At 34.8% G+C, this 12,049-nt stretch carries 15 protein-coding genes; 13 read left to right on the top strand and 2 right to left on the bottom strand.

Annotated features, from left to right (window positions below; genetic code table 11):
* Positions 1–125 precede the first annotated feature (125 nt).
* The 5 genes from DFQ09_RS19130 to DFQ09_RS17945 all read left to right on the top strand — a co-directional run bounded on the left by DFQ09_RS19130 (position 126) and on the right by DFQ09_RS17945 (position 2,819).
* Entirely contained in the window at positions 126–251 is a 126-nt protein-coding gene (locus DFQ09_RS19130; RefSeq protein ID WP_262480634.1) for a hypothetical protein, read from the top strand.
* Positions 252–259: 8 nt separating this feature from the next.
* Positions 260–685, top strand: a complete 426-nt coding sequence (locus tag DFQ09_RS17960) for a lecithin retinol acyltransferase family protein (RefSeq protein WP_115812867.1) — start codon at positions 260–262, stop codon at positions 683–685.
* Positions 672–1,157 carry a Pycsar system effector family protein gene (locus DFQ09_RS17955; RefSeq protein WP_115812865.1) on the top strand — a complete coding sequence of 162 codons (486 nt, stop codon included), beginning with the start codon at positions 672–674 and terminating at the stop codon, positions 1,155–1,157. Before DFQ09_RS17960 ends, DFQ09_RS17955 begins: the two co-directional genes overlap by 14 nt.
* Before the next feature lie 75 nt (positions 1,158–1,232).
* On the top strand, positions 1,233–2,150 hold the full coding sequence (locus DFQ09_RS17950) for an adenylate/guanylate cyclase domain-containing protein (protein ID WP_147298369.1): 918 nt from the start codon (positions 1,233–1,235) through the stop codon (positions 2,148–2,150).
* A 3-nt stretch (positions 2,151–2,153) separates the two neighbouring features.
* Positions 2,154–2,819, top strand: a complete 666-nt coding sequence (locus tag DFQ09_RS17945; RefSeq protein ID WP_115812861.1) for a hypothetical protein — start codon at positions 2,154–2,156, stop codon at positions 2,817–2,819.
* 120 nt (positions 2,820–2,939) lie between these two features.
* Here the strand turns inward: DFQ09_RS17945 and DFQ09_RS17940 are convergent, their stop codons facing one another.
* Positions 2,940–3,590: an N-acetylmuramoyl-L-alanine amidase family protein gene (locus tag DFQ09_RS17940; protein ID WP_181897212.1), complete on the bottom strand. Its 651-nt coding sequence runs from the start codon at positions 3,588–3,590 to the stop codon at positions 2,940–2,942.
* A gap of 191 nt (positions 3,591–3,781) precedes the next feature.
* On the opposite strand from DFQ09_RS17940, the gene DFQ09_RS17935 reads away from it, so the two are divergent.
* Genes DFQ09_RS17935 through DFQ09_RS17900 form a run of 8 tightly spaced genes read left to right on the top strand, consistent with a single transcriptional unit; the run spans position 3,782 to position 10,671 of the window.
* Positions 3,782–4,069 carry a hypothetical protein gene (locus DFQ09_RS17935; protein WP_115812857.1) on the top strand — a complete coding sequence of 96 codons (288 nt, stop codon included), beginning with the start codon at positions 3,782–3,784 and terminating at the stop codon, positions 4,067–4,069.
* Positions 4,069–4,353 carry a hypothetical protein gene (locus DFQ09_RS17930; protein ID WP_115812855.1) on the top strand — a complete coding sequence of 95 codons (285 nt, stop codon included), beginning with the start codon at positions 4,069–4,071 and terminating at the stop codon, positions 4,351–4,353. The genes DFQ09_RS17935 and DFQ09_RS17930 overlap by 1 nt, the downstream gene beginning before the upstream one ends.
* The gene (locus DFQ09_RS17925; protein WP_115812853.1) at positions 4,340–6,742 is read left to right on the top strand and encodes a TraG family conjugative transposon ATPase; all 2,403 of its coding nucleotides are present in this window, start codon (positions 4,340–4,342) and stop codon (positions 6,740–6,742) included. The genes DFQ09_RS17930 and DFQ09_RS17925 overlap by 14 nt, the downstream gene beginning before the upstream one ends.
* A gap of 4 nt (positions 6,743–6,746) precedes the next feature.
* The gene (locus tag DFQ09_RS17920; RefSeq protein ID WP_115812934.1) at positions 6,747–7,385 is read left to right on the top strand and encodes a conjugal transfer protein; all 639 of its coding nucleotides are present in this window, start codon (positions 6,747–6,749) and stop codon (positions 7,383–7,385) included.
* Between the two features lie 2 nt (positions 7,386–7,387).
* Positions 7,388–8,230, top strand: coding sequence for a hypothetical protein (locus DFQ09_RS17915; RefSeq protein WP_115812851.1), 843 nt, complete (start codon positions 7,388–7,390; stop codon positions 8,228–8,230).
* Between the two features lie 11 nt (positions 8,231–8,241).
* Positions 8,242–8,856: a conjugal transfer protein TraK gene (locus DFQ09_RS17910; RefSeq protein ID WP_115812849.1), complete on the top strand. Its 615-nt coding sequence runs from the start codon at positions 8,242–8,244 to the stop codon at positions 8,854–8,856.
* 20 nt (positions 8,857–8,876) lie between these two features.
* The gene (gene traM, locus DFQ09_RS17905; RefSeq protein ID WP_115812847.1) at positions 8,877–9,806 is read left to right on the top strand and encodes a conjugative transposon protein TraM; all 930 of its coding nucleotides are present in this window, start codon (positions 8,877–8,879) and stop codon (positions 9,804–9,806) included.
* 31 nt (positions 9,807–9,837) lie between these two features.
* Positions 9,838–10,671, top strand: coding sequence for a DUF4138 domain-containing protein (locus tag DFQ09_RS17900; RefSeq protein WP_115812845.1), 834 nt, complete (start codon positions 9,838–9,840; stop codon positions 10,669–10,671).
* Positions 10,672–10,796: 125 nt separating this feature from the next.
* On the opposite strand, the gene DFQ09_RS17895 is transcribed toward DFQ09_RS17900, so the two are convergent.
* Positions 10,797–12,047 (bottom strand): type II toxin-antitoxin system HipA family toxin, encoded by a 1,251-nt coding sequence (locus DFQ09_RS17895; RefSeq protein ID WP_115812843.1) that lies wholly within the window; start codon positions 12,045–12,047, stop codon positions 10,797–10,799.
* Between the last annotated feature and the right edge of the window lie 2 nt (positions 12,048–12,049).

Here is a 12,049-nt window from a genome sequence, read left to right as displayed (position 1 = left end):
TCTATTAGGGTATATGAGTAGCTGGGCACATATAGCCTTTGGTTAAAACAATAAAATACTAGCAAATAATTAATAGGGAGATTCAAATATAATAAAAAATCCTTATAAACTTAAAAACAAAAATTATGGCAAAAGATTCAACAGGTAAAAAATTCAATAGGATACCAGAACACAAGAGAAAGGTTAATGGTAAAACAATAACTATTAAGGAGCATATTAGAAGCAATAGAAAAGATAGTAAAGGAAAATAGAATTAGTTATGACAAATTATTTGCAGTTAATTAATGGCTTGCAACCAATAGATGTTATTGTAGCCAAAAAGAAAAGTGGTTTAGGTCGCATACTAGACCATTACATAGTACACCTCGGAAATGGAGTCTTCATAGGAAACTTGAAAGGCAGTGTAAAACAAGTCTTTCATTCAGAATTACTTGAATTGCTACAAGAATATGAACCTGTAAAAATAAGACGCTTTAATGGCAATCATTTTCAAGTACAACATGCCATAATAAGAGCTAGACAAAAACTCGGACATAAATATAGTTTTCTGGGCTTTAATTGCGAGCATTTTGCTAATTGGGTTCAATATGGTAAAGAATCCAGCAACCAAGTTAAGAATGGTCTTTGGATAGCTGCTGGTTTGGTTACAATAAAACTAATAGCAAGTAACGATGGAGAAAGATAGACTAAAATACACAATAGATAGATTTGACCACTATTTTGATAGTGTCAACAATAAGTCGGCTGTATATATTGCAATAAACACTTTTATTACTGGTGGTATTATTGCATTGTTAAATCAAACTGAAATTGTTTGCGACATGTCAACAATTGGTAAAGTCAGCATTGGTGTTCTGCTATTTATTGGTGTTTTCAGTTTAATTGTACTTTCAATAGCAAGCATACCTTTTTTCTCAAAAAAGCCAGATTCTTTATATTATTTCGGCGCTATTTCTAAAATGAAGCGGTCTGAATTCAATAGTACATCAAAAAACTATAGTGACAAAGATGAGCTGCAAGATTTAAGGTCCCAAGTCTATATACTTTCTAACGGTTTAACAACAAAATTTTCAAGATTGAAATTCGCCGGTGTACTATTGGTTGTGCAATTCATTCTTCTTTTACCCACATTATATTTCATATTAATTAATTCATAAAAACCCTATCCCATGAACATTTTTAATCCTTATTTGGACGTAATCAAAAAAGCGGTCGACAAAGACCCAAAACGAATGAATAAACTTTTTAGTTTGCATCAAGAAGATTCAGATTATGACTTAAGTTACATAAAAGGTTTACGAGCAGAACTTCCTGGACTTGAAAGCTTAAATGAATCTACAAGATTGATTAAGGGACTCGGAACACCTGCAATCAATAATTTACCCAGTCTTGGAAATCACCCAGATTTCTCATACTTACGTGGAACTACTAATACCGAAAAGCATTGGATAATTAGTGGTTTTGTTGATGTTCGAAAAAGTACTCAATTGAATAATCGATTTACCTTGCAAACCGTTGCGCTTATAACTGAAGGCATTGTCAAAGCATCAATATTTGCTGTTAATTTATGTGGTGGCTATGTACATAGAATTCAAGGAGATGGCTTGATGGTTTATTTTGGAGGAAAAAATATCCAGAAAAAACAAGCAACCAAAGATGCTTTAAAAGCATTTGCATTGATTACTTATTTCGTAAAAAATGACCTTAAAGAGTATTTCGAAGCCAATGGGATCAAAGATATTTTTACCAGAGCTGGTCTAGATCTAGGTCATGATAACCAAGTGCTTTGGATGTATTCTGGATTAGGAGAGGCTGGGGAGGTTACTACTTCTAGTCTTCACACTAGTTTAGCACCTAAAATGCAAGCCACTGCATTAAGTAACGGAATCGTTGTTGGTCAACACATCCTTAATCAATTGTCTAATGACAAATATTTCAAACAAAAGTCAAAACCCATCTGGGATTACGAAGATGGTAGATTTTACAATCATTATGACTTTGATTGGGAAAAGTACATCACAGAAAATGATTTCGCTGTTCAAGATCAAAATGGCAATGCTATTCTAACAATTGGCAGTCCAAAAGTAAAACTTGACCCTATTAATCTTGTACCAATTGCTTCAATCAGTAAACCATATTTTAATTATTAGAGAATGTCGCTATTAAAAAGAGATATAGCAAAATTTTTAGAGGTCTATCATAAATTTGATAATGTAACTCTTGACAAACATAATTGTGAAGCACTTTATGGAGAGATATCTGTTGTAGACGAGAAAAAGCAACATTGGAAAAACTATAAAGTGCTCATAACAATAAATACATCCTATCCTCACACCATCCCTTCAGTATATGAGATGAGTGACGTTATTGAACGAGATTGGGATTTTCATATTTCTAAAAAAGGCGCATGCTGTTTAGATATAACTCATGACCTTATTCTTAAACGAAACACTGGTATAAATTTAATCGAGTTTTATAGAGATGTTATCTATCCGTTTTTCGCTAATCATCAATATAGAATATCCAAAGGTCATTACGCAAATGGTGAACATGATCATCATGAAGCTGGAATTATACAATATTACAGAACAAAGTTAGGACTTAAAGACCCTTTATATATAATCAATTTGATTAACAAAGCAATTAAGGGTGATAAATTTGAAGCCAATAAAGATTGTCCAATATGTGGCAACCCTAAATATAAAAAGTGTTGTAGACCTCTGGTAAATAAATTACGCCTTTACGGTAAGCAACAACTTGAAAGTGATTTAATTACTTTCAATAAAATTTCAGAAAGCAAAATAGAAAATGTTTCTTAGAATAAGTTGATGGGATTACTTATATGTCCGTTTTATGATTATTTAATAAGTGTTTTATGGAAGTTAAAAACGTAACTAATAATTCCTTCAAACTCTTTAGTACTCTTAAATACAACTCACTCATAACCCCAAAAATTTAATAATCGATTGAAGTATAACCAAAGCAATAGCATCCTGAGACTCTTCTTTATTTAAGTAAATAGCCTCATCCGTTTGAGATAAAAACCCAAGCTCTAAGAGAATTGCTGCCTTACTATCACTCTCTCTTAATACCTGAAAGTTACCATATTTCAATTCCCGTTTTTTAATGCCTAGGATATCGGCTAATCCTTGTTGTATAGTAAGCCCTAAATAAGTAGATGCTGATGCCTGCGCTTCACTTTTAGGATAAATAAAAACTTCTGTTCCTGCTGCGGTTGTATTTATAGCTTGGTTGCAATGGATTGAAATAAAAATATCCGCTTTCAATGTTTTTGCCAAAAGAGTTCTATCACGAAGGGCTATTAAGGTGTCTGTATATCTCGTGAAAAATAACCTCAACGGATTATCAAATAACGTATCATTGAGAACTACCATTTTAGAAGCGATTGCTAAAACGATATCTTTTTCCTTTATACCTTTTAGGGTCATAGCCCCAGGATCTTTGCCTCCATGTCCTGGATCTATTACAACAATGGGTTTCTTTTCTTGATCTTTCTCATTCTGTGTAAAAGAAATATTAATAAAAAACAAACATAATAACGCAAGTAGCATTTGATTTAACGTATACATAACAATCATTTTAGATTACACAATATTCATGAAATCAACCACTTCCTTAACAATCTTCAAAAGTTTAACACCACTTAGCGTTAAAATTTAGAGATTTTCTTCCGTCAGCTTCATTTCGTAATAGATTTCATAACGTATTAATCAAAACCTGCCATTTAGATCCCATCGATAAATGGCTAAATCTAGCACTTATGAAAAAATTAATGTTTACGCTATTCACATTTTTACTGACAACAGCCACAAGCTTTGCTCAAATTGGAGGTATTGAAGACTCCGTTAATGATGTTTCAGATACCATAAGAACCATATTTCCCATCATTTTGGGAGTCATTTTTTTAATTGGATTCCTCTTTAACGCTGGTCATTTCTTTGGAGAAAACGCAGATCTTAAAAAAGGGATTACCCGAGTTCTCGTATTTGTCTTGATTGCAGGTGCAGTGGTAGGCATCTTTACTTACCTCATAGGCATCGTTGTATAATGAAACGGTTTGAGGTCTATAAGAACATAAGAAAACGGGCAGCCATTTTTGGATTGCCCATTGCTCTATTTGCCTTAATGATGGTGGCTATTCTTGCGTCATTATTAATCATCATTTTCTCATTCAGCTTTGGGGTTATAATTGGTCTGATGTTTTTTAATGCCAGCTTATATGTGGCTTTAACACGGATCACAAACCATCCACAGCTTTTCCAGATGACAAAAGCCTTTCCAAAACTTATAAGTAACAAAAGAATTTCTGTTTTAAATTATGAACACGATTAACCTTTCAAAATATCAACCCATTGTCGCTATTAAAGACCATATGGTATTTGCCAACAATGGTAATGTAGTGTTGTGCTATGAGGGGCATCTGCCAGAAATCTATTCCTTATCTGAAAAGGATTTTGAAGATATACATGGTGCATGGTTTCAGGCATTCAAATCCTTACCTATTGGCACCGTGGTCCATAAACAAGACATTTATCTTAAAAAAACATATCACTCAGAACCGCTTCCAAACACCACCTTTCTCGAAAAAGCCACACACGCGCATTTTAAAGGTCGTGAGCATATAACACACCACTGCTATTTGTTCTTCATCTTAACCAAGAACAAGGCTCTAAACCATCCTAAATATGTCAACCCTTTCAAAACAATTTCAAAAGGCATTGCACAAGAACTAGATGAAAATATTAAAAGCTTCGCCAACGCTGTAAACGATTCCGTTTCCTTTATCAACAACAGTCGCAAAATGGAATTTCTTCCACTACCACCAGAAGCTATTCAGCAATTAACACGTCAATATTTCAATGGTTTCAACGAGGGATTCGACACAGACATTTTATTGGAAAAGAAAAACGTCACCATAGGCGAAAACCATTTTGATGCGCTTGCCGTCAACAGTGAATTATGCTTTGGAGACCATGTACAAAGTAGCAAAACCAATGAGAAATTTACTTCGGACGATTTTGTATTTCATCAAGGATTTATTGATGGTATAGGGCTTACACTTAACGAGAATCACATTGTTAACCAGATTCTTTATCTGGACGACAAGCAAAAGTGGCGTAAGCTATTGGATAAGAAAATCGAGGAACTTAATAAGAGTTCCAATTTTGGTTCACAAAACAAAGTCGTTCTAGGAAAAATTAAACACATTCTAGATCAAATTAATGCCGATGATAATTCACGAATCATTCGTGGTCATCTCAATATTATCTATTGGTCAAAAGACGCTAAAACGTTAGATAAGATCACCTCACAAATTAAGACTGAATTTAAGGAATTGGATATCATTCCTTATTATCCAAGAGGTGAAGAACGCAAAAATTATATCCTGAATAGTTACTGTTGCTTTTCATCCAATTTCTCAAACAACGATTTGTACGTAACCGATTTGAAACACGCGCTTTGTCTGTTCATTAATAACACCAATTACAAATCCGATAAAGCCGGCATCATCTTTAACGATAGAGCGCATAACATTCCGGTATTAAAAGATGTTTGGGATGAAAAAAAGAAGCGTATCAAAGCTCGGAATTTCGCCATTTTCGCTCCCACAGGTGAAGGCAAATCGTTTTTAGCTAATAATATCTTACGGCAATATTTTGAAAGTGGTGTACGATTAGTCATCATTGATTTGGGGGGTTCTTATACCAAATTTGCCAAACTCTATCCTGAAAAGTATACTGTATTGCGTTATGAAAGCGGACAAAACTTAGGGATCAATCCTTTTTATATCAGCGATGTCAAAGACCTGACTCCAGAACGCTTAGAGGATTTATCCGTATTTCTATTTGAACTGTTTGCTTCAGATTTAAAAGTTACCAAGGCACAATCGGTTTCGGTTAAGAAAATATTGCGTCATTATTACCGTCATACGTCTAAACAGCATTCGCTCGAAGGCTTCTATAATTATATAGAAAAGCACCAAAAGGATCTTCTGAGTCGCTTAAAAATCCATCCCGACTACTTTAATGTGACCAGCTTTTTGCACGTTATGTCTGAGTACGTTGGAGATGGTCTATATAGTTTTCTATTTGAAGTAAGTGAAGACCAGACTTATAAAATCGAGGACAAACGCTTAATTGTTTTTGAACTAGATGAAGTGAAAGACAATAAGGAAATTTTGTCGGTAATGTTGAAATTAATTAAATCGGCGATCCAAAGAACTATATGGAAAAACAGAGCCGAAAAAGGCATCATTTTATTCGATGAGTTTGCGAAACAACTAAAGTTTGACAACGTACTAGAAAGTGTTGAATTTTACTATCAAGCGATACGAAAACAAAATGGAGCTATTGGGATCATATTACAATCCATTAATCAACTTCCAGACAATGCAACCTCAGCAAGTATTTTAGAAAACACCCAAGTTATCTATAGTCTGAATAATGAAAAAGGTTATGAAGAACTTGTAAAAAGACTCAATCTATCAAGTCATGATTTAAACCAATTAAAATCTATTAAAAACAATCTTTCTGGTTCACGGAAGTACACTGAAATGTTCATCAAAATCGGAAAAGAAAGCAACATTTTCAGGCTCGAGGTCCCAAAGGAAGTCTATGCCGCTTACTTAACAGATGGACAAGAAAATGAAGCTATAATGGCCATTTATGATAAGTGCCAAAATATGGAAATGGCTATTAAAGAATTCACATCAAAGCTATAATATTATGAAATTATCAAACAAAATTATCGAACACTTAAGCCATAGACTTGCTCTAGGTAAAACAAAAATCAAAACATTAGTTTTTGGGGTCATCTTTAGTATTACTTTTTTATGCCCTGGCAGGGCTACTGCCCAAGGCATGCCCACCTATGACAACACCAATTTTGTCAGTCTTGTAAAGCAATTGGTAGAATCGGGCAAACAAACTGCGCAGATGATTAAGTCTGTACAATTTTTGAAAGACGCCAAAGAAGCGATAGAAAAAGTATCTAGTGTCGTACAACAACTCCGAGCGGTTGAGGAAATTGCTCAAAACAATCAGCGTCTAATTCAAGTGATGCAAACCGATTTGCAGGACATTTTGAACTCGCCTTATATACAACCTGAAGAAGTAACTCGAATTGCAGAATCCTTTGATGCTATAGTTCAAAATGCTTTAGATACTGTAGATTTTATTGACGAAGTCCTATCGAGTGACCATCTAAAAATGACGGATGCAGAACGTGCTGAAGTTCTCAGAAAGAAGGAACAAGAATCTAAAGAAATGGTTGTGAACATCACGATAAAAACGAAGCGATACAGCGCTATTATTTCCTTTAGAAAAATGCAAGACAAAGTTAATAATCGCGAAACAAACTTTTAGAAATGACCGCAGCGATTATTTTAGGAATTGGACTTGAGTATATCGATACGATTTTTCAAACCATACAAAACAGCAGCTTCTCGCAATACACTATTGCAGGAATGAAAACGCTAGCGGTTTTGTTTTTCTTAATCAATATTCTAAAAAAATACAATGAAGGTGTTGCTGATAAAGATGGGTATTCTTGGGGATTAAGTCCTGGTGAGCTCGCAAAGAATTTTGCTGTTGTGCTCTTGGTTATTTTCTCAACGCAGGTGTTAGGTTTTTTTGATGGCATATTAGTAGCTATTGAAGGGCAATATAGAGGGACTGCACCTGCGTTATTACCATTACAACTACAAGATTTACCACTTGAAGAAGATGTAGGATTATTAGATGCTGCAAGTATGGCAATGACGCTTCTTTATGAAGTTTTACTTACACCACTCTATGGATTCAAGCTCTTAGCCTTTATACTAAGCACCATGCTGTGGATTCTGGATCTATTTATCTATCCCCTGTTTTTAGCAGAACGCTTCTTTCTATTAGGAATTATGCAAGCCTTTTTCCCTTTGGTTATAAGTCTCGCCGTATTTGAAAAGTTCCGTTCACTTGCCTATACCTTTTTTAAACTCTATGCAGCCGTCTATATGTTAGTTCCCGCTTTCTTCTTAGTCAATGTATTTATCAATGCGATCTATACGGAATTAAACACCAATTTTTGGACCAACTTATTTGGGACCGATTTTGGTCAAGGCTTTTTTGCCCCCGTTGTACAACTAGGCACCGTTGGCTTTATAGTTTTCTTAAAATTTAAACTCTATAAGCGAGCCACATCATTTACGCTAAGACTATTTACCAGCTAATCCAACTCAACATGAAAACACCATACAAAAACATCTATAGCGTATTAAAGCTCAATCGATTTATTGTTTTAGTCGTCGTTATTTGTGCCTTGCTATCGAGTACTTTTTCCGTTTGGGTGGCCTTTAGGACCTATAAAAATGCCTTGAATAGTGCTTTTGCCATCAACACAGATGGTAGCATTATTCCGCTGAAACTCATTTACCAAAAGGAAAATTTTAAAGTGGAAGCTTTGGCACATTTAGACCTGTTTCACAACTACTTCTATAATATTGATGCCAGCAACTATGAAAAAAATCTAGAAAAGGCGCTTTGGCTAGGCAACAGTTCTGTAGATAATTTGTATCGTCAAAAAAAAGCAGACGGTGTTTATAACCGATTATTACAATATTCCTTAGTTCAGAAAGTACTACAAATTACTTCAGAATTAAAAGAACACAATGGCTCATATACGTTTACTACAACCACCATTTTTGAAATTAATCGAGGCTCTATTGTCGATACCTATGAATTGGTTTCCACAGGTAACTTAATTAGCGTTGACCGGAACTTCCCAAACAATCCACATGGTCTTCTGATTACCAATTATTTTGAAAACACCTTAAAAAAGCTAAACACTAAAAATTGAGTCACTAAAAATATCCGCAAATGAAAGTAGAAAAGAACAAAATAGTATTTATAGCAGTATTAGCAATTGTGTTCATATTCCTTATTTCTTATAGCCTAATGCTCATGGGAGATGACGATAATGAAAAAGACAGCCTTGAACAGACGTTGATTCCTGATTTAGAAGACAACCAGAAAACATATGACTCTAAATTAGATGCGCTTAATGATTTAAAAGAAGTACGCGAAACCAACGCTCCTAGTATCTATGATGAAAAATTAATGGACTCCATGGGGTATTACGATCCAGAACTACCAGAACGTCATAAAAAACGCATTGTAGACAGTATTTACGCCGCAGGAAAAATTCAATATTCAGAATTAACATATAAAAACTTTGGACGACATAACCTAAAAACAAAGCCCCCTTTAGCTATTGATTCTTCAGAAATAATCAGAGAGTTAAAAATACAAGCTAAAGAATTGGGACTGGAACATCAACTATTTTTTGCGGCTGCACCAAAACCCAATACATTTTCAATCATCGGTCATACGGATACAACAATTTACGCCGTTGTTGATGGAGACCAAATTGTAAAAGCAAATACGCGATTGCGAATGCGACTTACCAAAGCTGCAGTGGTCAATGGAAAACAAATGCCCAAGAACACACTTTTATTTGGCTTTATAAGCTTTCAACCTAATCGTGCATTAATTGAGATTGAAAATATCAACCATCACCCCACAAAACTCAAAGCTTTCGATTTACAAGATGGCAGTGAAGGCATTTATGTGGAAAACAACTTCAGAGCCGAAGCTACCAGTGAAGTTCTGGACGATGTTATAGGAGATATAAATATTCCAACAGTTCCACAAGTCGGTGGCATTACAAAAGTATTGAAACGTAGTAATCGAAATGTGAAGGTTACCGTACTGAACAATTATAAACTTATTTTAAAACCAAAATTATGAGCTCATAATGAGCATTTAAAAACACACTCTTATGAAAACGTATATGAGCATTCTAACACTTATTATCACTTCCACTTTTATGGAAGCCCAAACATCAGCAACACTTGACACTATTTACGCCAACGACACCAAAAATGTGGCTCTCTTTTTCCCAGAACCTATACGCCAAGGCATCACAGGTTCCGAAAACTTTGTATTTACCTACAATCGTGAAAAAGAACAGTACTTCGGTTTATTACAAGCCAAACAAGGAAAAGAAAGCAACCTATTAGTCATTAACAACAACGGTTCCATATTTTCCTATATTGTAAAATATAAAGCACAGCTTTCTAAGCTTAATTATTTTATTCCACTAGCCTCTAGTATTGGGAATGAAAAACCAAAAGTTAAAGATTCAATTCAGACTGAAACTTCTGAAAAAAGTATTGAACAAGACACTTATTATTATCAAAAATTCTGTTCATATTTACTAGATTTAAAACAACACTTTGGTTATTTCACAAAACGACATAGTCGTTTGATTATGAGTCTTGAAAATATAGTTTTTGATAAAGAAGCGCTTTACTTTGTCATTCAAATTCGAAATAATTCTACTTTGGATTATGATTTAAACTTCTTAAAACTTTCCATTGAAACGCGACAAAAAGGTAAAAAGAAATCTTTGCAACGTTTGTATCAAGAGCCTATTTTTAAACATCATCTGCCTTCTAAAGTTGCCGCCAATGACACGGTAAGATTTGTATATGTTATGCATAAATTTTCACTGTCGAAGGATCGAAGGGTTATTTTAGAATTGAACGAGAAAGATGGTGAACGCAATATAGAACTTAAAGTATCCCATAAATATATCAATAACCCCAATTAATACGATATTGAAAGACACCGCTATGCTCCTATTGGAGGATTTTTGACCTTTTTTATATCAAAAAAACAGAAGAGTTACAATTTTTAAACATAGAGTAAATATTTGCACTTCCTATTTGGATTCACTTATTTACTAAAAGCCGCAGACATTAGCGTTATCTCCGAGTTTTTAATTCCGATGTCCTTTGCCACTGCCTTCCAATCTTTAACTACTGTTAATACGTCAGTAAGTATGGCATTCATTTCTGTATCATTTAACCTAAAATACGCGCCAACACTTTTAGCAAGGTCAAAGCTTAGAGCATTATCGTCCATATCGATATTCAAAGACAAACCTTCTTTTTCTATTGAAGGATTTAAATCGTACGCTGGTGATAAAATCCAACCTTTAGCCGTTAATAGAAATCCATGATTACGCATATGATCATCCGTATTAGAAATCGCGATATTGAATACGATTCGACGCCAAAGTTGATGTAAATTAGCGTCTACATCGGCACCATAATTCTCAATAAACTCAACAATTTCAAGATAACTTGGTGCAGAATCTTTGAGAATATCTTCTGTGTTTCCTGTCATCGTCATTGCAGACGCGAAGTGAATACGTTTTCTATTGTTTCTATCAAAACGTCTCGTTAGAAAGGTGTGGTATTGACCACTAATCTTTTCTATTTTGGAATCTGCCATTTGAATTCCTGCAGCAGTCGCTAATTGATATGCTAAAAACTCCCAAGCAGCTTTATCAACGGTATCGGTCTTTGATGGAAATTTTGCAATCCAAAGATTCTTCTTTGCGTCCAGAATATTCGCCTTTGGTCTTGCTCCACCTAGAGAAGATCCAGGCGCTATTAAAACGGCGATCCATTTTCTTATGGCATCACTATAATCATCACTTTCTAATTGATTTACAGCCTCTTGAAGTTCACCAAGTGAAGACCAAGGAGGTGTTGGATTTTGGTTGTCATTATCTAAAAAAGGACCATCCATTTCCGTTTTAAAGCGCAGAGCTCCCATTCGACTCTCATCGTAAACTCCAAGAAGATAATCAATTTCATAGAGGGCACTTGCTTTTTCATTCTTTGCCCTAGCCTCTTGCGCCGCCCTACGCTTCATTAAGGTCTTCCCCCAAGTGTCTGGCATACTATCCAAAAAAATCCCAAAATTCTCCTTGTTATTAGGATATTGCGGACCCGAATAAAAAACGATATCTGGATCCAGTAATCGCTGCGCATCGGTCCTTAGCCAATCTTTTTCATACTCAAAACTAAAGGCCTTTTTACCTTTCGCAAAATGCGCAGAAAGCACACCAACGAGCGTTGGAATTTCTAAACCATCCCAGTCTGCAAATACGTATATGTCAAATTTTCCTTTAGCCATTT

Origin of the sequence: Winogradskyella pacifica (assembly GCF_003386275.1) — a bacterium.
Taxonomy (GTDB): Bacteria; Bacteroidota; Bacteroidia; order Flavobacteriales; family Flavobacteriaceae; genus Winogradskyella; species Winogradskyella pacifica.
Note: the sequence above shows the minus strand (reverse complement) of the source record. Positions and strands in the feature narration are given on the sequence as shown.

What these genes read in the sequence shown, in the direction of transcription:
- DFQ09_RS19130 (WP_262480634.1), top strand. Translation starts at nt 126, where the DNA reads ATGGCAAAAGATTCAACAGGTAAAAAATTCAATAGGATACCAGAACAC.
- DFQ09_RS17960 (WP_115812867.1), top strand. Translation starts at nt 260, where the DNA reads ATGACAAATTATTTGCAGTTAATTAATGGCTTGCAACCAATAGATGTT.
- DFQ09_RS17955 (WP_115812865.1), top strand. Translation starts at nt 672, where the DNA reads ATGGAGAAAGATAGACTAAAATACACAATAGATAGATTTGACCACTAT.
- DFQ09_RS17950 (WP_147298369.1), top strand. Translation starts at nt 1,233, where the DNA reads ATGAATAAACTTTTTAGTTTGCATCAAGAAGATTCAGATTATGACTTA.
- DFQ09_RS17945 (WP_115812861.1), top strand. Translation starts at nt 2,154, where the DNA reads ATGTCGCTATTAAAAAGAGATATAGCAAAATTTTTAGAGGTCTATCAT.
- DFQ09_RS17940 (WP_181897212.1), bottom strand. Translation starts at nt 3,590, where the DNA reads ATGTATACGTTAAATCAAATGCTACTTGCGTTATTATGTTTGTTTTTT.
- DFQ09_RS17935 (WP_115812857.1), top strand. Translation starts at nt 3,782, where the DNA reads ATGAAAAAATTAATGTTTACGCTATTCACATTTTTACTGACAACAGCC.
- DFQ09_RS17930 (WP_115812855.1), top strand. Translation starts at nt 4,069, where the DNA reads ATGAAACGGTTTGAGGTCTATAAGAACATAAGAAAACGGGCAGCCATT.
- DFQ09_RS17925 (WP_115812853.1), top strand. Translation starts at nt 4,340, where the DNA reads ATGAACACGATTAACCTTTCAAAATATCAACCCATTGTCGCTATTAAA.
- DFQ09_RS17920 (WP_115812934.1), top strand. Translation starts at nt 6,747, where the DNA reads ATGAAATTATCAAACAAAATTATCGAACACTTAAGCCATAGACTTGCT.
- DFQ09_RS17915 (WP_115812851.1), top strand. Translation starts at nt 7,388, where the DNA reads ATGACCGCAGCGATTATTTTAGGAATTGGACTTGAGTATATCGATACG.
- DFQ09_RS17910 (WP_115812849.1), top strand. Translation starts at nt 8,242, where the DNA reads ATGAAAACACCATACAAAAACATCTATAGCGTATTAAAGCTCAATCGA.
- traM (WP_115812847.1), top strand. Translation starts at nt 8,877, where the DNA reads ATGAAAGTAGAAAAGAACAAAATAGTATTTATAGCAGTATTAGCAATT.
- DFQ09_RS17900 (WP_115812845.1), top strand. Translation starts at nt 9,838, where the DNA reads ATGAAAACGTATATGAGCATTCTAACACTTATTATCACTTCCACTTTT.
- DFQ09_RS17895 (WP_115812843.1), bottom strand. Translation starts at nt 12,047, where the DNA reads ATGGCTAAAGGAAAATTTGACATATACGTATTTGCAGACTGGGATGGT.